This window comes from Parapedobacter sp. (genome assembly GCF_035556095.1).
In the GTDB taxonomy this organism is placed as follows: domain Bacteria; phylum Bacteroidota; class Bacteroidia; order Sphingobacteriales; family Sphingobacteriaceae; genus Parapedobacter.
In genome coordinates, this window is the sequence record NZ_DATMFT010000021.1 from 122,894 (window position 1) to 146,753 (window position 23,860).

At 49.6% G+C, this 23,860-nt stretch carries 18 protein-coding genes; 3 read left to right on the plus strand and 15 right to left on the minus strand.

Annotation, left to right across the window (positions count from 1 at the left end; genetic code table 11):
- Window positions 1-54 precede the first annotated feature (54 nt).
- The 11 genes from VNQ80_RS11065 to VNQ80_RS11115 form a co-directional block, all read right to left on the minus strand.
- Window positions 55-834 (minus strand): ABC transporter ATP-binding protein, encoded by a 780-nt coding sequence (locus VNQ80_RS11065; protein ID WP_325638487.1) that lies wholly within the window; start codon window positions 832-834, stop codon window positions 55-57.
- 12 nt (window positions 835-846) lie between these two features.
- Entirely contained in the window at window positions 847-1,893 is a 1,047-nt protein-coding gene (locus VNQ80_RS11070) for an iron ABC transporter permease (protein WP_325638489.1), read from the minus strand.
- Between the two features lie 10 nt (window positions 1,894-1,903).
- Window positions 1,904-3,016 (minus strand): ABC transporter substrate-binding protein, encoded by a 1,113-nt coding sequence (locus VNQ80_RS11075; RefSeq protein ID WP_325638490.1) that lies wholly within the window; start codon window positions 3,014-3,016, stop codon window positions 1,904-1,906.
- 3 nt (window positions 3,017-3,019) lie between these two features.
- A complete protein-coding gene (locus tag VNQ80_RS11080) occupies window positions 3,020-4,072 on the minus strand; it encodes a YncE family protein (protein WP_325638492.1) in 1,053 nt (350 codons plus the stop codon).
- A gap of 52 nt (window positions 4,073-4,124) precedes the next feature.
- Window positions 4,125-5,177 (minus strand): YncE family protein, encoded by a 1,053-nt coding sequence (locus tag VNQ80_RS11085; protein ID WP_325638494.1) that lies wholly within the window; start codon window positions 5,175-5,177, stop codon window positions 4,125-4,127.
- Between the two features lie 27 nt (window positions 5,178-5,204).
- Window positions 5,205-6,398, minus strand: a complete 1,194-nt coding sequence (locus VNQ80_RS11090; protein WP_325638496.1) for an alpha/beta hydrolase — start codon at window positions 6,396-6,398, stop codon at window positions 5,205-5,207.
- The gene (locus VNQ80_RS11095; protein WP_325638498.1) at window positions 6,398-7,672 is read right to left on the minus strand and encodes a hypothetical protein; all 1,275 of its coding nucleotides are present in this window, start codon (window positions 7,670-7,672) and stop codon (window positions 6,398-6,400) included. Before VNQ80_RS11095 ends, VNQ80_RS11090 begins: the two co-directional genes overlap by 1 nt.
- A gap of 4 nt (window positions 7,673-7,676) precedes the next feature.
- Entirely contained in the window at window positions 7,677-10,082 is a 2,406-nt protein-coding gene (locus VNQ80_RS11100) for a TonB-dependent receptor (RefSeq protein ID WP_325638500.1), read from the minus strand.
- A gap of 281 nt (window positions 10,083-10,363) precedes the next feature.
- Window positions 10,364-10,612: an AtpZ/AtpI family protein gene (locus VNQ80_RS11105; protein WP_325638502.1), complete on the minus strand. Its 249-nt coding sequence runs from the start codon at window positions 10,610-10,612 to the stop codon at window positions 10,364-10,366.
- A 186-nt stretch (window positions 10,613-10,798) separates the two neighbouring features.
- A complete protein-coding gene (locus VNQ80_RS11110; RefSeq protein ID WP_325638504.1) occupies window positions 10,799-11,212 on the minus strand; it encodes a polymer-forming cytoskeletal protein in 414 nt (137 codons plus the stop codon).
- Window positions 11,213-11,235: 23 nt separating this feature from the next.
- A complete protein-coding gene (locus tag VNQ80_RS11115) occupies window positions 11,236-12,120 on the minus strand; it encodes a M23 family metallopeptidase (protein ID WP_325638506.1) in 885 nt (294 codons plus the stop codon).
- A gap of 419 nt (window positions 12,121-12,539) precedes the next feature.
- Between VNQ80_RS11115 and VNQ80_RS11120 the strand changes: the two genes are divergently transcribed.
- From VNQ80_RS11120 to uvrC, 3 genes are all read left to right on the plus strand, one after another.
- Window positions 12,540-15,281, plus strand: a complete 2,742-nt coding sequence (locus tag VNQ80_RS11120) for a tetratricopeptide repeat protein (protein ID WP_325638508.1) — start codon at window positions 12,540-12,542, stop codon at window positions 15,279-15,281.
- Between the two features lie 108 nt (window positions 15,282-15,389).
- A complete protein-coding gene (locus tag VNQ80_RS11125) occupies window positions 15,390-17,636 on the plus strand; it encodes a transglycosylase domain-containing protein (protein ID WP_325638510.1) in 2,247 nt (748 codons plus the stop codon).
- Between the two features lie 2 nt (window positions 17,637-17,638).
- On the plus strand, window positions 17,639-19,450 hold the full coding sequence (gene uvrC, locus VNQ80_RS11130) for an excinuclease ABC subunit UvrC (RefSeq protein WP_325638512.1): 1,812 nt from the start codon (window positions 17,639-17,641) through the stop codon (window positions 19,448-19,450).
- On the opposite strand, the gene VNQ80_RS11135 is transcribed toward uvrC, so the two are convergent.
- The 4 genes from VNQ80_RS11135 to VNQ80_RS11150 form a co-directional block, all read right to left on the minus strand.
- On the minus strand, window positions 19,447-19,806 hold the full coding sequence (locus VNQ80_RS11135; protein WP_325638514.1) for a DUF4260 domain-containing protein: 360 nt from the start codon (window positions 19,804-19,806) through the stop codon (window positions 19,447-19,449). The two genes, uvrC and VNQ80_RS11135, sit on opposite strands and share 4 nt — an antisense overlap.
- Window positions 19,807-19,933: 127 nt before the next feature.
- On the minus strand, window positions 19,934-20,413 hold the full coding sequence (locus VNQ80_RS11140) for a hypothetical protein (RefSeq protein WP_325638516.1): 480 nt from the start codon (window positions 20,411-20,413) through the stop codon (window positions 19,934-19,936).
- A gap of 91 nt (window positions 20,414-20,504) precedes the next feature.
- Window positions 20,505-22,262, minus strand: a complete 1,758-nt coding sequence (locus VNQ80_RS11145; RefSeq protein WP_325638518.1) for a DUF4091 domain-containing protein — start codon at window positions 22,260-22,262, stop codon at window positions 20,505-20,507.
- An 81-nt stretch (window positions 22,263-22,343) separates the two neighbouring features.
- Window positions 22,344-23,828 carry an NAD(P)H-hydrate dehydratase gene (locus VNQ80_RS11150; protein WP_325638520.1) on the minus strand — a complete coding sequence of 495 codons (1,485 nt, stop codon included), beginning with the start codon at window positions 23,826-23,828 and terminating at the stop codon, window positions 22,344-22,346.
- Window positions 23,829-23,860 lie beyond the last annotated feature (32 nt).

Below are 23,860 nucleotides of genomic sequence, written 5' to 3' on the forward strand. Positions count from 1 at the left end.
GCCATATTTGGGGATGTCGTCAGTCGGCATCCCCTTTTTTTGTTCGGTTGTTTTTCAGCACTCCCCATCCACGATCAGGTTCGGCTGGCCCTGGCTGCAATCTTCTACGCGAACACGTACGCCGTAAACCGATTCGATAACTGCCGGTGTAATTGCTTCTGTAGGGGCGCCTTGACTCACAAGCTCACCGTGATGCATCACCACCACTCGATCTGCCCAGCGCATGGCCAGATTAAGATCGTGTAAGACCATCACGACGATACGCCCGTCTTGGGCAAACGAACGGGCCAAACGCATCACCTTCAATTGATGCCGCAGATCGAGCGCACTCGTCGGTTCATCCAGCAGCAGGATGTGTGGTTCGCGCACTACACTCCGTGCTAGGCTAGCCATCTGCCGCTGGCCGCCGGACAGTTGGTTAAGGGGCTCAAGGGCGAGGTGGGCTATCCCGATACGCTCCAGTACCGAGATGGCACGGTGGTGAAGGTGTTCGTTATTAACTGTTGCGGCATCAAGGGGCGACGCTTTCAGGGCACTGATAACGGCCTCCATCACCGAGAGGTTGATGTCGGTTGGCACGCTCTGCGGCATAAAGCTGACATACAATGCCCGTTTTTGGGGAGAAAGTGTGGTTAGCTCGTGTCCTTCGTACCGAACGGACCCACGGGCATGCAATAGACCGGCTATTGCCCGTAGCAGCGTTGATTTGCCCGCCGCATTGGGGCCCGTAAGCACGGTTACTTCACCGCTTACCAATGGTGGGAGCGTGAGGCCATCAATCACCTTTTTCTTGGGGTAGCCCGTATGGATATCGTTAACTTGGAGTGTTGCCATGCGCCGGTCCTCCTAACGTCTTCTTTTGTTCAAAATCAAAGCTACAAATACGGGTACGCCGATCAGTGAGGTCACAATGCCCACAGGCACGATGGCGCCCGATAGGATAGCCTTGCTGATAATCGATGCCAATGACATGATCAGGGCTCCCGATAAAATACTTGCGGGGAGTGAAAACCGATGGTCTTCGCCGATAAGCAGCTTAGCGATATGTGGACCTACCAAGCCGATGAACCCGATGGTACCTACGAAAGCGGTGGCTCCCGCTGTGAGTAAACTGATACGTATCAAGGAAAGGAAGCGCAGCCGTTTCACAGCAACGCCGAAACTTCGGGCACTTTCCTCACCGAGTCGCAATGCCGTGAGCTGCCATGCCGATGCCAATGAAAATGGGGCGATTACAGCGAACAATCCGAAGAGGAGTGGGATATTGTCCCAATTCGCTTTCGTCAACGAGCCAAGGCTCCAGAAAATAAACTGTTGCAAGGCTTCGGCACTGGCTAGGTACTGCATGATGCCTGTGAATGCATTGAACAGGAACACCAGTGCAATGCCGAAAAGCACCAAGCCTTCGGGGCCTGTGCCGCGCAACGAAGACAACGCCTGCAATAGGAGCGTTGCCCCGAAGGCGAACAGAAAAGCGTTGACGACAATCATCCAGTCGCCACTGGCCCCGGGTATGCTGAACCCGATTACGATGGCCAGCGCGGCACCAAACGACGCTGCGGCAGATACGCCCAGTGTAAACGGGCTAGCCATGGCGTTATTCATGATGGTCTGCATCTCGCATCCGGCCAGCGATAGGGCAGCGCCCACCAATAATGCCATGATGGCATAGGGCATCCGGACTTCCCAAACGATTACCCGGGTGGAGAGGTCAACGCTTTCCGGCGAAAAAATAGCCTGCAATACACCGGCGAATTCGAGTGTCGATGGGCCAACAGCGATGTCAACGAGAAAGGACAGAACAGTGGCTACAGCCAGTGTGGCCAGTAATGTTCCGCGTTTAATAAATTGTTTGCGATACCCTTTTTCAATGACCGCGGTTGATGGATACAAATCTTACTCCCTATGGTTTCAATTCCGCAAAGTAAACACCTTTAAGCGGTACAGCCAAAAATCTTTCGTTTATTTCTTTAAGTACCCCGTGCGGTTTCAACTTACCGAATAACTCGGGGTGTGTCCATTTAGCTAGGGCTTCGACAGCAGCGATATTAAGCGGGGAGTCGTAGAAAAGATGCCACATGGCGTAAACTCTGTTTTCTTTGATGGCACTGAGCGGGCTGACCACAGGGCGTGTTGCCAACTTGGCAAGGCTTTCCTGTGTTTGGTAGGTGAACACATTTTGGCCGATCACAAGCCCTTCTTCGCCGGGCGTAGCGATTCCCGTTGCAATGTAGACATCGGGCTGCTCACTGATGACATATTCCATGTTCAGCGTACCCACCTCACCCGGCAGGATGGTGCCGATGTTATTGCCGCCGACAAATTCGATATACTCACCCAGGTTGCCTTTGCCTGGCGAACCTGGAGGTACAGCACCACGAATCATCTCCATGTACACCTTGGGTCTTTTCAAGTCCTTGTGTCTGGCTAATGTACCTTGGATGTGGTTCATCCGCCGGTTATAGAATTCCACGAAAGCATTTGCTTGTGTTTCCCGCCCCAGCACCTTGCCCAGTAGTTCCATGCTCGGTACCGTGTTTTTGAAGGGGTGGAGCCGGAAGTCGATAAATACGATGGGGATGCCTGCGGCTTCTAATTGGCGGATGATGTCCGCGGATTTAGCATCGGGTCCATGCGAGCCGGCACCAAATATGGCCAGATCGGGTTTTAATGAAATAATCTGTTCGGTAGAGACCGTTTCTTTACCCGAGGTACCAATAAGAGGTATGTTGTCCAGCGCGGGGAAGTGCTTGCGGTAATCCTCATATAGCAATCCACCCGACTTAGCAAAGTCGCCCGTCCAACCTGCGGTAATCGCTACCGGGTCTGGCACGAGCAGGCTGAGGGTAATTAGTTGGCGCCCTTCACCGAGGATAACCCGTTTTGCCGGCTGTGGGATAGTCACTTCTCGGCCGACTACATCGGTAACGGTGATGGGCTGAGCCTGAAGTTGTAAAAAGCAGGCAACCCCTACAAGGAGGGCTGCCGCTTTTAACGTTATTGGATGTTTTCCCATGGTTTAAAGCTTAATCAAACTGATGGAGTCTGCATTCGGGGCTGGTACCGGTTCGGGTGCGTTTTCCCCGCGTTCGCTCACAGCCTGTTTATTAGTTACGTAAACATCGCCTGTTTTATGGTTGATGGCTACGGTATTAGGCAAAGCGCCGATTTCAAATGTCTTGATCACTTCAAGCGATTTGTCGTCAATTACGTTTACCGTACGTCCATGACGGTTCGCGACGTAGATCTTTCCGCGCTTTGGATCATGGTTTACACCCAATGCACCCTTGCCGGTGGGGATGGCTTTGATGAGCTCGCCCGTTTCGGCATCCAGCACGGTGATATTTTCGGTTGCTTGGTTGGCTACGTACAACCGTTTGTTTTTCGTATCGTGGTGTACATTAGTGGGGCGCTCGCCGTGAGCCGCAAATTTCTTCAGCACCTTGCCCGTCGCGCCGTCTACCACAACAACCTCGTTATCGCGCATGGCAGTAGCGTAGATGACATTGTTTTTTTCATCGATGTAATGACCTGTGATGGCACCGCCTAGGTCGCCGTAGAATTTCACGAACTTGTTGGTCTTGGCGTCGATGACCCAAAGACCACCACCGCGCACGCTGCTGGCGTATACGAGGTTGCGTTTTTCATCCACGCGGATTTCGCGGGGCGCTTGGCCCTCATTGCCCGTGGTGATATGCGTCTGCTCGCCCGTTTTCAAATTGATGGCGGTAACAATACCCGACCGGCTGTTGGTAGTATATAAGGTTTGCGTATTCACGCTGATACCGATGCCCATTGGTGCTGATTCGGGCACCGCAATGCTGTCGACGGTTTGCAGGGTTTTGGCGTCAATCTTGTATACCTTGCCGGTATTTCCTTGTCCATGGGCGGCTGATACATATACGAAGCCGTCTTTCGGGTTAAAGGCAGGTTGGTACACGTTGGAATTGGAGCTGATTTTTTCGGTCTTTACCAGCTCTTGGGCCAGCGCATCATTGGCGGCGATGCCGACCACGCCGATTGCTGCAAATGCGACAGCAGTTAGTTTTTGAAGGCTATTTCTTGTGTTCATGGCTTTTTTTAAGTTAAAAGTCAACAATATAATATATGAATTGCTTGATTATTTACGGCGTTATCAAACTTACCGTGTCGCCGTTTGGCAGTGGGGTGGGGGGTGTCTGCCCTTCCCGCACGCGGGTACCTACCTGTTTGTTGGTTACGTAGGCAGCGCCGGTTTTCGGGTTTACGGCTACGGTATTTGAAAGCCCATCGGTGGGTATGTCTTTGATGACCGCGTACGTTTTCCCGTCTACAACCGTAAGCGATTTGCCTTGCCTATTGGCAGTGTAAATCCGGTTGTGCTTCGCATCGAAGCTTACCCCAATGGGGTTTTCACCCACGGTTATTTTTTGCAATAGCTCGCCTGTTGTCGCATTCAAGGCAGTAAGCACGCTGTTTTTCGAATCAGTGATAAACAGACGGTTACCCTTTTTGTCGAATGTGATATTGATTGGACTTTCCGAGCCTGAGGGGAAGGATTTTACTTTTTCGCGGGTCTTGGTATTGTACACGAGTACTTCATTGTCGCCCATGGCAGTAACGTAAAGTAATCCTTTTTTGCCGTCGATGGCTAAGCCGGTTGCCGTTTTACCGGCGTTCTCCAAGGAATACAGGTACTGGTTCGCTTTCCCGTCAATTACCCAGATCGTACTCGGGTCTCCTACGTCGGATACATACACCTTGTTGTTCTTTTCGTCTACGACAATTTCCCGCGTGTGGCTTTTTTCTGCGCCGTTGCTGATTGTAGCCAGTAATTTACCGGTTTTTATATCAATGGCGTGAACGGAATTGGACCTTGTATTGGAGGTATAGAGTGTTCGGGTCTTCTGGTTGATACCTAGACCAAAGCCGGGTGTGTCGCCCAGTGCGATGCTGTCGACGGCATCCAACGTTTGCGGATTAAGCTTGTAGATGTAGGGTCCAAGTATGTCCTGTTGGCCTATTGAGGCCACATATATGTGACCGTCGTTGTGGTCTACCACGATTTCGTAAAGCCCTTTGCCTACCTTGGCCGACGTTGCAAGGGTTTGGGCATATGACAAGCCTACACTGGCGGCAGCGGCTAAAGCCAGTGCTGTGGCTCTAGGAAGCAGTTGATTGAATTTGGAATATTGCATATCAATTTAAATTAATAAAACATAGTGTTAATAAACAGCCTTTTGGGCACCTGCTATAAACCATTGATAAAAGGCTGGGAATGCTTCGCGCCAATAAAGTGCGCCATGTCTCCCTTCCTCACGTACCGACAGTTCGATTTGGGGATCGGCGGCTTTGCGCAGTAGGCCGATTGCCCGTTGTACGTCGGTATTCATGTGCACGAACGTGCCGTCGGGTTTGCGTCGATTTTCGCTCGTGCCGGCATAGAAGTAGTACCGTTGCGTATGGATGTTTGCTATGTTTGTCAGTGTAGTCAGTTCGTTTTCGATGTTGCCGTGATCCAACCAGATGGAAGGAGAGAAGATGCCCACGGCGCCAAAGATTTCAGGGTATGCCAAACCCCCATAAAAGGTGATGAGACCGCCCATCGAGCTGCCTGCCAGCGCGGTATGTGCTTTGCCGGGCAATGTCCGATAGTGGGCATCTACGTAAGGCTTAAGGGTTTCCGCAATGAAAGCAAGGTATTGGGGGCCTTCCACGGTGGGGTTGTCCTCGTTTGGCAGGAAGTAGAATTCCGGTACGCGGTCTTTGTAGTCAGCCTGGTGATTGATGGCCACGACGATGCATTTGGTTGCTGCGGCATCGACCACCTCATCCACTCCCCATTCGATAGGTCCTATACGGCCCTGTGAGGTCGCTTCATCAAAGAGGTGTTGCCCGTCGTGCATGTACAGTACCGGATACCGTTCGCTGGAAGTTTCGTAATCTTCGGGCAGGTATATCCAGATTTTGCGGTGCCTGTCTAATTGCGGTATATAAAATGCCGAATCCAGTACATGCACATTACTGGATGCCGTGGATGCCGGAAAATCATCGCGCCAGCCATCAATGAGGCATGTAATGGTCGTATCGCGGTTTAGTTTGGCTAGCCTCGGGCCAACCAACCAGCCATCGGCCGTACATTCGGAAGTTTTCCAATCACCGCGGGTGAATTTGAATTCGAGCCGGTCGCTAGGCACGTCTTTCAATAACACGCTGATGCCATAGGAGCCATCAGCGTGTTTTTCTAAAACAAGGTGTTCTTCCGCCGGATTCCAGCTGTTGAAGTTGCCGGTGATATAAATGGGGTCGTCGGCATGCGATGGCGGAACGCCACTCACATTTACCGTGAGCGTATGTTGGGCTGTACCTAACAGTGGTAAGCAGCCCGTGAATAACGTATATATACCCCTTTTGATCATTACTGAACCTCAATTTTATGGAAACCGGATACGGCGCCACCTACATTTACGCTGAATGCCAATGTAGCGGAGTGGTTAGTAGGATTGTATTGGTAATAGCCGTTTGCTCCGTCCACCGTCGACCCTCTCAACAGTACTTTTCCGTCTATTTCAACAGCGGCCATTGCGGCACCTGGGTTTGTGCCTACCGGTACACCTGTAATTTCGGTGAAGTCTTTGGACGCGATATCAACGGAGTAAAATTTCCAGATATTTGCGGAGTTGATGTTGCTTCCCGTCAATGGTTCCGTATTTACAGTCAGAATCAGTTTGCCATCTTTAGCAAATACGCCCACAAACTTTCCATTGTAATCATCGGTGAAATCGCTGATATAGTCTAATTCCCAGGTACCATCTATATCCGTCTCATTCGCTTTGATTCGAATAATTTTTGACTGGCCGCCAATTGAACTCCGGCCTTGGCAAACAATATATAAGTCACCATTCGTATCATAGTCATACATATGGTTCTCATTGATGTATGCGATGCTACCCGTGTTCTTGATAGAAATGGTTTTTTCATACGTTTCGTTCTCAAGGTCGATCACTGCGATGTAGACGTCCGGATAAAAATCGTCGAAGAACCCAACTTGGCTAGCGTCGTTCTTAGCGTAAGTTAGGTTAGCGTAGAGCTTATTACCTTTTATGGCGAGGAATTTTTGTCCAGCAGAACGGAATTTGATTCCTTCCTCATCGGTGCCGCGCTCATTCACCACAGCAGTTAGGTCGATTGAGCCCAAACTTGCCGTCATCGTAGTGGGATTGAATTTCTGGATTTTTGTGGGTTCTGCAGCATCCCAGTAATAACCAGTGTTATCGTCTTTGATTACGAAATTGCCCGTACCAAAGTACTTCGCGGCCGCCGAGGGATCTTTGGAGCTGATGAATTGGCCTGTGGTCACGGTACCATCTGCTGCGACATTTATTTTCTCGATTCCTGTTGCGTAGTCAGCCGTACGGAACATTTTGTAAATGTTGTTGCCGTATGTGCGCCAGCCACCCATGCCCTGGCCTTCCAGCGATCCGGCCGTCGCATTGGAAATCGTTCCGGTCGGCATCTCGTCAAAGGCACTGATGTAGCCGGCCTTGTTACCGCTTACGCGGTCAGACAAGGTAATCAACACATATTTGGTATCGCCATCCTGGCCAGGGGCTGGGTCGTCCTTAGTGCAGGCAGTAAATAAGGCTGCCACGGTAAAGAGCGCAGTTGCAGCGCGAAGAAATTGCTTTTTCATTTTGTTATCGCTTTTTTGTTAAATGGTAATTAATTTTTACATGGAAACTGCGGCCGGGCCGCTGGATTTTATAGTAATCGTATAATTTGCTATCGGCGACGTTCTTCACTTCTAGCCCGATGGAGACCGGCTGGCTAGCCAAGAAGTAATTGAAACCGGCGCTGAGCAGGTGCTGGTTGGGCACCACGTTGGTTACAGGTACCTTGGCCTTACCGAAGAGGCCGAGGAATCCATCTGGCTCGGCATCTCTCGGTATGTGGTTGAGGTAGAATTCGCGGATAAAATTCCAATAAACATAGGGCTTCAGTCGGTCGCTGGCCGATAGGATATCCGTGAAATTGACTACCGCACCTGCGTTGGTGAAAAAATAAGGCGTGTTCCTTAGCCGCGTGCCTTCAATCCATTGGTGCAGGCCGTCGCCGATATCGACCATCCGGTTGTCCTGCCATGTGGCATTGGCGTTCAGTTGCACCACTTGGCCAATTTGGTAATTGATATCGATATCTACACCATACCCGCGTATGCTGTCTAGGTTTTGGTATTGCGCAAAGGGTGGCTGTACAGGTATGAGCATAATCATGCCCTTGGTTTTGCGATAGAAGGTGCCGATTTCAGCAGAAAGCTGCGGTGCTTGGTAGCGGTAGCCGAGACTGATATTGAAACTCCTTTCGGGTTCCAGGTCAAAGTTGGGGGCACGGGTATCGTTATCGCCGAATAGTTCGTTTTCCCGTGGCAACCGATTGGTCAGTTCGAATGATGCCCGCAGTAGGTGATGGTCGCCAATGGTGTATTTTATGGCATTGCCGATGCCCCAATTACTTTTTTCCGAAGTTGTATAATCGTTCAAGTCGGTCGCATTTGCCATAAACCCATTGATGCCACGGGTCTTGAAATGGAAAAACTTTGCAGTCAATTGATTAACTAGCCGCTCGCTTAGCCACTTCGATTCCCAAGATATGCCAGCAATCGTTTTTGCGTAGCTGGCTTCTTTGCTCAAAATGTCGATATCCGTTCCAGCGAACCGCAGCCCATAAGGGTCAGTGCCAATTCGCTTATTGTGGTTGAATATGACGTTGACATCCAATTTATGTGACTCGCTGATACCATATGCTACGTTGGTTCGGCTGATGAGATTGTCAAAATCAATGGCCGACAATGACGGTCGTGGACTTTCGCCTACGCCGTTGTGGGGAGTGAAATCGCCGTGCCAGTTGTACGTGCCGCCCACCGTATCCACCCGCGCTCGGTTGATGGCACTGTACGACACGAATTGATCAAGGGCGAAGTTGCTGAATCCCTTGCGGTAGCGTATGCTTGGCACCCATCCCGTATTGTGCATGGTCAATGCCCCATAGGGAGTTGTCATCAAGGCCGGATGTTGCGACTCCCTATCAACACCGTAGTGGGCTAAGGAAAATTGGAGCTCATCGGTCCAGTTAGTATTGCGCACTCCAGCATAAGCTTCTAGAAAGTAATGTGAGTAGCCGTTGTGGAATAATGGTACCGTTGCGGGTACAAGGTTTGCATTTTCGTTCACGACCTCTACGTCAGCTTTGTAGTCGTTGTCCGAATAATTGTAAAACGCATCGATACCTCCGAACCAGCCGCTCGACGCTTGGTGATACGCGGATAGGTTAGCGATATGGGTGTTGAACGATGCAGCTTCATAAGAAATGTCGAGCATCGTACCAAAGTGCTTCCGTGTCACCAAATTTACCGCACCTCCCAAGGCGTCTCCGCCGAGTGATACGGGTACTACGCCTTTATACACCTCTGCGCGTTCGAGCAAATTGATGGGGACATTGTTGATGCCATAGCCACCGCCTAGGTATTCGAGCGGAATACCATCGCGGAAATACTGAACAGCGTTTCCCTGAAATCCGTTGATTGATACATCCACTGCATTCCCCAATCCGCCGCTCTGCCTAATGCGTATACCCGGTGATCGGTTCATCAATTCGGCCAAAGTGGTCGGCTGTTCGGCTACGGACCGCGTATCTACTACCACCGCCCGGATAGCCTGTTCGCGCACCTGCTGGGTTTCGCTTTTGCCAACCACAGTGACGTCTTCGAGGATGGTGGATTGTGGCGATAATTGGATGGTGAGCTCGCTTTTCCTGCCGCTGAACCGGATCTGTTCAGTATATTTGGTATAACCCACGTGGGTTATCCGCAGCGTGTAGCTGCCCGTAGGAAGATTGGAGAAGGTAAACCTTCCAGACTGGTCGGTGATTTGCGACGATACTTCGTCACTGAGGGTCACCGATGCACCTGAAAGCGTATTTCCTTGTTCATCGGTCACTACACCAGTCAATGTGCCCGATTGACTATACGCATGCAGAGACAACAATAGTGCCCATGCAGCGACCAAACCTTTTCTTGAAATAATCAATCGAACCAATTGTCTCACAATGACCGCTTAAAAACGCCGCTAATTTAGATTAATTACAAACTATAAGCAAATCAATTGCGTAAAATCCGTGTAACATTGCTATAATTAGCTTTTTTTAGGGTTTAAGAGATTGTTTCGGCATGGAGCAATCGCTTCCGCTTCTTAAGGGGTTGCTTCTCTACTAGAAGTAGCGGTTTCCGCCTCGTAAGTGATCGCTTCCGTTCCGAAAATAATGGCTTTTTTTATTAAAGTAACGCGTATCTATCGGATAAAGGCTGGTGCTCACTGTCTCGACGGGTCTATTTTTTGTTGCTTGTCACCGCCCGTATCACTGTATACATACTGATGCAAACGCCAACAAGTGCAAAAAGAGCCGTCCAAACTGGTGTTTCGGCCTCCCGGGATTGGTCGATGCGGTACCCAATATAAGTGAATACACCAATGATAGCCAGCATCTGGAAGCCGACACCACTGAAATAAGCGTATTTGCCCAGCCCTTTAGTCGGTAATCGCTTGCGGTTTTTCATCCGAGTAAATTGTTTATTCATCACTTTTTTTATCTCTAAAGGCATTCATGCTGCCTTCGGCAGTTTAAATGGCAATGAAACTTACATGAACTTTCCTATTCACGTTCATTTTTGAGCAGCAGCTCATGCAGATTTCATTCGAAGAAATTGGTCTTTAATGGCCTATGGAACCTGCGTTTCATCGCCTAATTAATAGGCATTGACATGTCAAGGTTCATACGAAATCAGTTTCACCTCGGGCTGATGTTCGGGTAACGCTAAGCTCCGGCTCGTGGTACACCGACCGTTGATGGAGGCTCCATCTTCAACAATAAACCGCATGGCTTCGATATCTCCCTGTATTAATGCCGATTGATTGAGTTGGAGGATTTCTTTAGCGATAACCTGCCCTTGTACTGTGCCTGAAATCTCGCCTGAATAGCAGGTGACGTTCCCGGTGATGTCGCCGCCGTCGCCGATGACCAATTTGGCGGTGCAAGAGACGTTGCCGGTGATGCGGCCATCGATACGCAGGTCTCCCACAGTAGAGATATCCCCCGTAATCTCGGTGCCATTGGCAATTAAGTTAAAACTGCTACTCCTTGCCTCCGGTAGTTTGTTGATTTTCTTGTTTGTAAACATGCTATAATGCTCAGGTAAATGTTTCAAAAAGCGATGTAGTCAGTGGGATTTACCGGATTACCGTTGTACCATAGCTCGAAATGAAGATGTGGGCCCGTTGTCAGCGATCCCGTATTTCCGGCAAATGCAATCACTTCACCACCACGTACAAAGCTACCAACTTTTTTGATAATTGAAGCACAGTGCTTATACAGCGATAGCAAATTATTGCCGTGCTGCACAATGACCACATAGCCAGTTTCAGGCGTATAAGACGCAAAAACCACATGGCCACTGAGGGTGGAGCGCACTGGTTCGTTCTGTTTCACCGCAATATCCACCGCGTAATGTTGTTCGCGGGCATTGAAACTCGAACTGATAATCCCCTTAATTGGACTATAGAACGTATAGGATGAGATTCCCGTACGGGCAGGGCCGGGGTTTTCAGGGAGGTCGTAAGGGGCGCCAGACTCCACCAGCTCGCGTAAGGCCAACTCGTCTTCCGAGAGGCCCACATCGGACACTCCAGATGCGGAGGGCCCCGCGACATCATTTACCGAGCGTCCCTCATTCGCTTCTGCCTCAGTTTCGCCGACATCACCACTAATGACCTGTTTGATGTTGTTGAGATACTGTTCCTGTGCTCGGGCTATTTGCTCCATTGAGTCGATGCGCGCGTAAGTGTCTAGCAGTGCGGTACGTTCGTAACTGCTAAGCGAATCCCCAATCACATACTCGCGCAATGGTGTGGACCGGATGAGGACAATCGTAAACACCACGAGTACGATAATCGCCGATAGGGTACCACTGATCCAATACCACAACTTACCCCGGAAGGCCGCTTTTTCCTCAAATGTGTCCTCGTGCAGCACAACTACCTTGTAACGAGCGTTGAGTATTTTCGAGAGCTTATTTTTTTGCTTAGCCACAGAAACTCTTTTTTAAGTACGTGTATGACGAAATGGAAGAAAGTATCAAACCATCACAATCGTACAGCGGACGGAATAAATTGATAGCTTCATCACCGTTAAAAAACAAAATGCGCAACATTTATTGATGCCATTAAAAACGAACAATGAATCAATAATTATACACAGATGAAACCTACCATGTCAGCGTCTGGCACGAAAGGCGAAGAAAATGCAGGTTCCATGAGGCCTTTAAAGAACAAATTATTTTCGAATGAAAATAAATGATATTTTTGCATGTGCATTCCCAGCAAAGATATTCATTTTTGCGGCACTTGTCCGCCTTTTCGGCCCCGCGTATTGTCGTTTGGGGGCTGATGTGTTGTATGGCGGCAGGGTGTGCGGCAAATAGGGAGAAAGAAAATGGGACCAAATACGACATGATGGAGAATCTGACAGCGAGGTTCAACATTGTCTATCACGGCCGCAAAATCATTTCAGACGCAATCCGTGAGAATTTTGAGTCACACCGCGATAATTACCAACAGTTGCTCCCGGTGCTGATCGAGCCCACAGCGGCCACCTCATCGGCAAATACACAGCTGATGGATTCGGTTATCGGCAAAGCATTGGATATCATCAACAGAAAAAGTAACAGCAAATATATTAACGAGGCGTACCTGCTTACGGGCAAAGCAAATTACTTAAAGGGGAACTACTACAACGCCGTCGAGTTTTTTACGTATGTGGCCAATACGTTTGCCGATATACCTGAGTATCGACAGGCTGCGCTGGTCTGGAAAGCACGCTCCCAAATGCAATTGGGTAATCTTACGAACGCCGGTTTGCTATTGGACACTGTTTTTGCGGGCCTCGAATCCGAGAAGGAATCCGTTGGGCTTGCCTTCGCCACCCAAGCTAAGTATTACCTCCTTATGCATGATGACACATCTGCAATTACAATGCTTGAGCAAGCCATTGAGCACACCCGATATAAACCCACCAAGCTGCGATGGCATTTTCTGTTGGGGCAGCTGTTGCAGGAAAACGATCGTAAGGAAGAAGCCTATAAACATTACGGCAAAGTGGTGAGTAGCAATGCTCCATACGAAATGTCGTTTCACGCCGGGCTGAATCGTGTGTTTTTGGCAACGGCTGAACATGCGACCGGTGAGCAGCGAGCGAGGCTGCTACGGCGTATGCTGCGGGATGGTAAAAACAAGGAGTTTAAAGACCAGATTTATTTCCAGATAGCTGCCGTATTTTATGCCGATGGTCATCTGCCAGAAGCATTGGCCAACTATGAACTAGCGTTGAGGCAGGAAAGTACCAACCGCTATCAAACTACGCTGACTTATCTGGAATTGGCAGACCATCACTTTCGTGCCGCCAACTATCAAACTGCCAAGCTGTACTACGACAGCGTAGGGATGGTATTGCCCGTGGATTTTCCTAATGCGGGCGAAGTGCAGCGGAAAATTGCCAATTTAGATGGCTTGATTGCACAATTAAGGATTGTGGCGCATCAAGATAGTTTACAATACCTCGCTGGGCTTAGTGAGGTTCAACGCCAAATGGAAATTGATAGTCTCATTACTCTCCGGTGGACAAACCGCCAAGCGGAGAAACAGGGAACGGCGGTAAAAAAGACGTCGCAATCGGCACGCGTTTCTCCGTTTGACGATATGCTAATGGCTATGCCGGAATATACCGACAATCGGTTTTACTTCAATAACCCGGATGCGATGGGAATGGGACAGGCCGAATTTCGGCGACGGTGGGGTAACCGTCAACTAAAGGATAACTGGCGGTTTAGTGATATGGCTGGGAGTGTTAGCGCGGACGTTGCAGTTATAGGAACTGCTGAAGCCGCGGAAGCGTTGGCCGACGGTGCCGTTGAGGTGGACAGCGCTACGTGGGTTGCCGAACTGCGGCGAACTTACCTGGATGGACTGCCCGACACTGATGAGAAAATAGCGGCTTCGGATACACTAATACATGGAGCTCTTATGCGGATTGGCAATACCTACCGCGATGAGTTGCTCGACAAAGAAGCGGCAATACGTACTTATGAGGAACTGTTGTCCCGCTACCCGGCTACGGGAGATGCACCGCTATTGTATTACAACCTCTATCGCTTATATACCGATATCGATGCGGCTAAAGTGGCACATTACCGCGAAAAGCTATTGGCCGATTTTCCGGATTCGCGTTATAGCCATATCATCCGTGATCCGACTTATCTGGCCAAATTGGAGCAACGGCAACGAGTGTTGGACCAGACCTATGAATCCATATATTCGCGATACATCGAACAACAATATCCGGAAGTGATCGACGAAGTGACGCGCATACTCGATGGTGGGGCAGGACGCCAGCAGACGTTGAGCCAACTGGCCTACCTGCGTGCATTGGCATTGGGCAGGATGTCGTCGATCGATACGTTTGAAAACGCATTGAGGGAACTCGTGGCGGACTTCCCTGGCGACAGCCTGATTACCCCGCTGGTTGCCCAACACCTGGAATTTATCGAAGCCAATCGGGATACGCTGGCTACACGTCGGTATGCCTTGCAACCCATTGCTGAAGGCCGGGAACGGTTTGTTGATGAACCCACGATGACGCTATGGCCTCAATTGGTGATCGCTCGGGGCCCTGAGCCAGTAAGGCCACGCCGAGAGCTGGCTGTTACTACGGCAGCGCGTACAGACATCGTAGGGGGCGGCGGACTGGGAAATGCCCAGGGAATAGCACAGCAGCAGCTGGCCAAAGTGGCGGATGTTGGTGAGCTGAGCCCCAACGTGTATCGCGATTTGGAATTGCTACCGGATTCGGCAACTTACTACTTCGTTGTCAACGTAATGAACGGTCGTGTTAACCTGGCACCCTCACGTTTCGGCATCGGCCAGTTTAACCGTACACGCTATACCGGACAGGCAATCGCACATCAGTTGAAAATGGTAAATGACGAAAACCAATTGGTTTATATCGGGCCATTTAATAGCTATAGTGATGCCAAACAGTATGAAATGCGGATTTTGCCGCTCATGGCCGATATCATGAAGATCCCGAGCGAGCTTTATAATACCTTTGTTATTACAGCGACAAATTTTGGCACGTTATCTGATTTCGATAAAGTAGACGATTACCATGCCATATATCAAGAGCAGCTGGAAAGGTAAGCACGCTAAGCATGTGTTTAAAGTAAAAGGATGAAGCCAGCCGTGCCAGTGCCTAGCTACTAATGAAGATGCAAGTCACACGAGGCCATTAAAGAATAGATTTTTCGAATGAACAGAGAAAGGAAGAATAACAACAAGTTAACGAAAGAGGAAATCAGTCGGTATACCCGTACATTTTGGAAGATACTTATCGGTCTCATTCTAGTGGGCTTTTTATTTATCTTTTGTGTGGGTGTGGGGTTGTTTGGTAAGTTGCCGACGTTCCGTGACCTGGAAAACCCGAAGAGTAACTTGGCGTCTGAAGTCATCTCGGAAGATGGTAGTGTGCTGGGTACTTACTATGTGCAAAACCGGTCTAAGGTGAATTATGATCAGCTATCGCCCCATTTAGTGCAGGCACTTATTGCCACGGAGGATAAGCGCTTTTACCGTCATTCGGGTATCGATTACCGGCGCACATTCACGATTATCTTTCACAACCTGATCGGCAATCGCCAAGGGGCGAGTACCATTACGCAGCAATTGGCGCTCAACTTATTTTCTGAAGGTCGCGCGCGGAATACTGGCAAGCGCATCATCCAGAAATTCCAGGAATGGATAACCGCAGTACGCCTTGAGCGTAACTACACCAAGGAGGAAATCATCACGATGTATTTCAACACGGTTGATTTTGGTGCTTACAATACATTCGGTATCAAATCGGCCGCGCGTACATATTTCAATACAACGCCTGACAAGTTGGACATACCGCAAGCCGCAATTTTGGTGGGTATGCTCAAGGGACCGGGAATCTATTCGCCGGTACGGTATCCGCAGAATTCCATCCGGCGCCGGAATGTGGTTATCGAAAGTATGCGAAGAGCCGGTTATATTAGCCGGGAAGAGTCGTTAGAGTTGCAGAAAAAGCCATTGGTGTTGGATATGAACGTATCGAATTACGGCGATGGATTGGCCCCCTATTTCCGGGCGGTGATGAAACGGGAAATCCAACGAGAATTCAATGAATTGTCGATTACTAAGGCTGATGGCACGCCTTGGGACCTGGACCGTGATGGCCTCAGGATATACACCACTATTAATTCCAAAATGCAGCTGTATGCCGAAGAGGCGCAAAAGGAATGGATGAAAACCGTCCAAGCGTCGTTTGATAGGCAATGGAAAAGCCGCGATCCGTTCCGAGGCGAAAAAGCGAAGCTATTGGAGACTGGTATGAAGCGCTCGGACCGCTACCGGATGCTGAAACAGGCCGGCAAATCGGAAGCCGAAATTGAAAAAGATTTCGATACGGCTGTGCCGATGACGATATTCACTTGGGACGGGGATAAAGACACCGTGATGACGCCAATGGATTCCATCAGGTACAACAAACTGATCCTTCGAAATTCATTTATGTCTATGGAGCCCCACACCGGCTACGTGCGTGCATGGGTAGGCGGAATAAATTTCGAGCATTATAAGTACGACCAAGTAAAGATGGGGACAAGACAGGTAGGGTCTACAGCCAAGCCGTTTACTTACGCGGTGGCTGTCGATAACAGCTATTCACCTTGTTTCAAGGTGCCAAATGAACCCCTTACCGTAGGTACCGGCCCGAATGCTTGGTCGCCCCGCGGTGACAACTCTGCCGGCAGCCCCATTACCTTGCGTACCGCGTTGGCCAACTCGCAGAACTATGCAACCGCCTACATGATCGATGAGGTGGGAGCGAGACCTGTGGCCGCCCTGACCAAGCGCATGGGTATTACCTCCGATGTGCCCGAATACCCATCCATAGCGCTCGGGGCTTATGAAGCATCGGTATACGATATGGTAGGCGCTTATTCCGCATTTGTAAACCATGGTGTATGGGTAGAGCCAACCTATATCCTCCGCATAGAAGATAAAAACGGCATGCCCATCTATGAAAAGGCGCCCCGTGTTACCCAGGTGTTGAATAGTGAGACGGCTTATATTATGGTTGATATGCTTAAAAGCGTGGTGGCTAACGGGTCGGGGGGGCGTATACGTTGGCGCTACGGCCTAACCAACCCCATTGGCGGTAAAACCGGGACGACCAACGATAATGCCGATGCGTGGTTTATCGGTATCACACCCGAACTGGTAAGCGGCGTCTGGACAGGTGCCGAAGACCGGGGCATCAGCTTCGCTTCCATGGCTGAGGGGCAGGGAGCACAAGCGGCGTTACCGGTATTTGCGTTATACATGCAAAAGGTGTATGCCGACACGACATTGAATTATACAAAAGAGGATTTCCCATTGCCGGAAGGCGGCCTCACCCGAGAGTTGGATTGCAGCAAGTACCAAGAGTTTGAACCCGTGGAGGAGCCACAGTTGGACGATCGGCTTGGGTTTTGAACATGACCAAATTTGACTACCGTAAAGCACTTGAGCAGATACCGCACCGGCCGGGAGTATACCAGTATTGGGATGTTGAGGGTGAGCTCATCTATATCGGTAAAGCGAAGGACCTCAAAAACCGGGTAAGCTCCTATTTCGTTAAGACCAATCAGCTGAACGGTAAGACCCGTGTGCTGGTGCGAAAAATCAACCGCATTACCTTTACCATCGTCGACACCGAGATTGATGCGTGGCTGTTGGAAAACAGCCTGATTAAAAAACATCAACCACGGTACAATGTCATGTTGAAGGATGATAAGACTTATCCTTGGATTGTCATTAAAAATGAACCGTTTCCACGTGTTTTCCCTACGCGCAAGTATGTTAAAGACGGATCCAAGTATTTTGGTCCATACGCCTCAGTAGGAATGATGCATGCCATCATGGATACTATCCGCGAGCTTTACCCCCTGCGTACCTGCAACCTGGCACTGACACCTGAGAACATCGCAAGCGGTAAATTCCGGGTATGCCTGGAATACCAGATTGGCAATTGCAAAGGGCCCTGTGAAGGGTATCAAACGGAGGAAGATTATGAGCGTAGCCTGAAGGATATCCGCGACATCCTCAATGGCAAAATCGGTGTAGTTATCCGCCGGTTGAAAGCCCAACTGGATACAGCCGTTGCCGAATTGAATTTTGAGTATGCCCATCATTTGAAGACCAAGTTGGATTTGCTAAACCGTTATCAAAGTAAGTCAACCGTGGTCAACTCCTCCATCACCAATGTGGATGTGTTCAGTATTGCTTCCGACCGGAATCACGCGTTTGTCAACTACCTGAAGGTGATGAATGGGGTCATCATCCAAACACAGACGGTCGAGCTTAAGAAAAGGCTGGACGAAAGCGAAGCTGAATTATTGAGCTTGGCAATCTCGGAAATACGTGGCCGATTCAATAGTACATCCAAAGAAATCATCGTTCCGTTCACGTTAGACGTCGATACGGAAGCTCTCCGATTTACGGTCCCGAAGCAGGGGGAGAAGAAAAAACTGTTAGAGCTCTCGCTTAAGAACGCATTGTACTTTAAGAAAGAGCGGCTCAACCAATATGAGAAGCTCAATCCCGAGCTGAAGACTGAGCGTATTCTCACTCAGATGCAACGCGACCTGCGTATGAATGCGTTGCCCCGTCACATCGAATGCTTTGATAACTCCAACTTCCAGGGAAAATACCCCGTATCGGCTGTGGTAGTGTTCAAGGATGCGAAGCCATCGAAAAAAGACTACCGCCACTTTAACGTCAAGACCGTAGAGGGGCCCAACGATTTTGCTACAATGGAAGAAGCCGTGCATCGCCGGTACCGCCGGCTGCTGGACGAAGGGCAGACACTACCCCAACTGATTATAATCGATGGCGGCAAGGGGCAGCTGTCTTCGGCGCTGAAGAGCTTGAAGTTGCTGGGTATCGATAAGCAGGTTACCGTTATTGGCATCGCAAAGCGGTTGGAGGAACTGTATTATCCAGGCGATCAGTACCCGATGTACCTCGATAAGAAGTCGGAGACGTTAAAGGTCATCCAACACCTCCGCGATGAAGCGCACCGATTTGGGATTACCTTCCATCGCAAACAACGGAGCCGTAATACATTCCAGACCGAATTGGAGCACATCCCTGGAATCGGTAAGGCATCTGCTGAACGGCTGCTGAAAACGTTTAAATCGGTGAAGAAGATTCGCGAGGCTAGCTCAGATGAGTTACTGCAGGTGCTCAACCGAAAGCAAATACAAGCCCTCCAGACTTATTTCGACCCATCAAGAACCATTAGTTAACTCTTCGACGATCCGATTTTACCAAGATGGGTATCCTGGAAGCTCGTGGTGTACTTGAGGCCATAGCCAAACACCCGATCCATGGCGCTATGCCCGAGCAGAATAATGCCGGCAAGTAATACATAAGGTTGGCTAACGTACCAACCAATACCGATTACAACTGCAGCAACACCCTGGTGATGGAACAGGTTATAAAGCACGGCGCCACACTTGTTATTCACCGCATAGCCCACCATGCTGATATCCGGAAGAAGTAAAAGAGCAAGGAACAGCCACCACGGATGGCCTAGCTGGATACTAACGATATAGCATGCGATCAGCAGTGCTGCCTGTTCAAGTTTGAGTATTCGGTTCATAATGATTGGATGTGCGTTCGGTGATTTTGTTATATGGCCGCCAACCGACAGTAAGTGTGCTCCGAAAGGTAAGAATCGCCGACGTAACACTTCCTTTTTAAGCGGCTCAACGTGTATCTTCAAGCGCTCAAGAAAACCACATTGCACCCAGCACCGCACCCAGTACTCCGAAGACGATGGCAACGCCGTATGTAGCCAAGACAACAATCATCAGGATACCCCAAAACTTGTAAAAAGATTTCAATTTGGCAAAAGCGTATACAAGCGCTTCCTGATTTTGGATGGACAGGGCCTGGCGCGCATAGGTCGAAAAATCATATAAATACTTGGCGGGAAAGTAATATAATAAGCCCATGGCCACATAAATAACGCCAATCATGCCCGTAAAAACGAATGGTGTGGGCAGTTCGGCGGTAATCGTCGATCCAAAAAGCATGAATGCAATACCTATCAAAATGATGAGAGCGGCCATTATAAAACCAACAACTGCTAAAAACTTACTCCATTTACTGATTTCGGATAGAAAGAAACGGATTTCGTTGTTTATAACCAACGATGGCTCCGATGGTACATTTGCGGCAGGCACTACATTGTTGTTCTCTTCCATAATATCAGGTGTTGTTCGTTATAAAGGTAGCAATTTACGGGAAACCAACGGGCTACAACAATAAAAAAGCCCGGTAGTTATAGCCATCTATCTATCGACTTAGCTTTCCGAGTACTGCCTTCCCATGGTTAACCAACGCGGCCGTGGTAGAATCCGGAGCCGACTTCGTATTGAATTTCGCCAATTCTTCATCAAGTATCGCCAATTTTGCGGTATCAGTAGTTGCCATGAATTTTTCACGCAATATCCTTATCTTTTCCGCATCCTGGACGCCTTCGCGGATACGCTCAAATCGAATGGAGCTACGTCCATCGGGATAGATGACATAGGTGTCTCCAGCAGGCCAGGTGCGGAAACGGGAATCGGTCAGCGGATTTTCGGTCCACGAGTTATATGACCAGTGTAAATAACCATCAAGGCCGGAAGCGCGCGTATACCAACCCATGAAGACGGCCTCGGACGGATCGGAAAAGGTGAATACATTTGGGAATTCGTCGGCACAGCATACGTAATAGGTGCTAATGAGTCCGTTTTCTTTTCTGAAGTTTAGGTCCTTTTCATCAAAGTCGGCACCGAATGCCACACAAATATCCTTTAACATGGGGTACTGCTGGTAGCTCTTGTGGTTATCGGCCAATGCTACACCCAATTCGGGGACCACCTTTTCCAGCAACGCCAGTGCAATTTTCATTTCTTCGGGCGAGCGTTCATCCATGGCGATGTTCGTAAATGCCAGCCAATCTTTGGCTGCCAAGTGGTCGCGGAAGTTAGTAAGAAAGGGCGTCCAGAGTTCCGTGAATTCGGGACTTCCCGGTTTTGCACTGACGTTGACCGTGTCGCCGGTTGCTTCGTCGATATAATGGACTTCATGGTTCCACGGCAGCAGCGAATAGCAATTTATCAACCTGTTTACGCCAAGATCCAGCATGAAGTTAACCCAACGATCAAAGACGGCATAGTCGTATTCCCATTGACCATCCGCTTTCTTTGTCCAGCGTATCATGTCTTCATAAGGGTCAAAGCACTGGTTATTCCATGGATCTTTATTCAGATTGACAGTGATAACCTTCTGCCCTGCATCGGCCAGCATCTTCATGGGTGTTTTCATCAGCTCCCAATGTTTTTCCGACCAAACTTCAACGCCGTGTACACGCGCAACAGCTGAGGGATGCTGCCACATGTCCAAATGGAATGCCCATTCGCTTGGCGGTGGTAGCGTCTGCGGAAGTACTTCAATGGACAAGTCGAGTTTTTTTGTTTCTTCACCTTGGGCGTGCAGATGCAATGTGCCGGTATAGGTGCCAGGTGAAGCGTCCGACGGGATATCAAAACTCAACCATACCGGTAGGGTCGTGGTTTCCGGCATGTCAAAACATTCGATATTGTCTAACACGTCTGCCGATAAAGATACCGGGAAATCTTCAGGATTACGATAACCGCAACCCGGCGCAAAAATATCGGTAAGCACATATCGTACGAATCGCACCGTGCCGATCGAGCTCTTCATGGTCGAACCGTCTTCAGCGGTGAAAGGGGAGAATTCGAATTCGATTTGGCTAACGGGCCGGTCCGACCACAAAACCAGCTGTGCGGATATGCGTTCCCCGCGCCAGCCATTGCCCTGCCATTGGATAGATGGTGCGAGATCGGGTATATCAGATTTGGCGTACCGCTTATCGATTGAGCCAAAGGCATAGTTCAGGCCATTTACGGCGGACCAGTCGACCAATGTGGTATCTGGATCCGGGGCTTCTGCATACGTTTCGCATGATTTCGCGGGGCGTGACTGGTGGTCACACGCCGTTAATGCCGTCAAGCAGGATAGCAATAGGATATAATTCGTGTTCATTTGTTCAATACTACGGAATGCTTATGGGTTTTGCAACGGTTTTAAGCATGCAATCGATTGTTTGATTTTGCCCGGATTGGGTTAAGTGTGTAATGAAGCAATGGCATAAGGTAACTCCTTGATAATCCGCGTTGCGGGAACGACCGCCATACCGTCGTTACGTAATCGGTCGCCTGCCAGTCCGTGCAGGTAACAACCGAGTATTGCGGCTTCCAGCGGAAGATAGCCCTGTGCCAAGAACGAGACCAGCACGCCGGTCAAGACATCGCCCGTACCGCCACTGGCCATGGCTGGATTACCGGTAGGGTTTATGGCCACATTCCCGTCAGGTAGTACGATGAAAGTATACCGGTTTTTCAGTATAATGATCAATTCGAGGGCGGCGGCCTGTTTCTTTGCGGTTTGTACACGGTCCCACCAGCTGCTGTGTGGACCAAACAATCGGTCGAACTCCTTCATGTGGGGCGTGAGGATGCTCCGTTTGGGTATTTTTTGCAGTAACTTCGGGTTTTCGGAAAGGAAAATGAGCGCGTCCGCGTCCAGGACGAGCGGTTTTGACGGGTAGGCAAGTATGGTCTTCAAATTATTGCGGGCTTGACCGAGCCCTGGGCCTATAGCTACTGCGTCAAATCTGTTCCACGCCTTGGGAAGTTGTTCCCAATTGCAATACATCACCTCGGGATAACGTGTATTTAAAGCCATTAAACCTTCCGGTGAAATCGTTGCGGATGTGAGCCCAGCACCTGCATATAAACTTGCGCCGCAAGCAAGGAGCGCTGCGCCCATCGTGTTCACGTTCCCTGCGATTACCAACACATGGCCATACGTTCCTTTATGGGAAAAAGGTTTCCGGTGGCGGTATATTTGCTGGACGTCGGCAGCTTCCACCAGTCGGTATGTGGTGGGCAAGTGCTCAATAAAATCATCGTCAAGTCCGATGTCGACTACGTGGAAGCGAGCCATTGCTCGGGCCGATTCGGGAAAGAAGAAGCTAAGCTTAGGTCTATGGAAGGTAATCACATTATCCGCATAGATCGAAAACTCGTTTTGGGATATCATACCGTCCGTCTGCAGGCCGGATGGAACATCTACGGCAACGGTCTGGCATTGCGCTTTGTTGAGATGCCGTGCTAGTCTCAGCCAATCGCCATCCAGCGGCTTGTTTAACCCCGAACCTAACAGCGCGTCAATGATAACGTCCTGGCGGATATCCGCAAATTCATCTGTCGGGAAAAACTCAGTAATAGGGATGGGTGTGTGGTGGAGGCGGGAGAGATTTGCAGCGAAATCGTCAGTTTCCCGGTCGCTAAACCGTGCGATCCATACAGCGATTGCATCATAGCCCTGCGATTGCAGCAACCGTGCAATAGCCAACCCGTCACCGCCGTTATTTCCGGTGCCGCAACACACCAATATGCCGGTATGCTTGTCGGGATACAACTGCATAAATGCGGCTATGAAAGCCAATGATGCGTTCTCCATCAAGTCGAGTGACGTAATCGGCGTTTGTTCAATGGTGTGGCGGTCGGCCTCGCGCATTTGTGCCGCGGTCATAATTGTTTTCATCTTCCACGCACTTGGTATGGTTAAAGGTACAG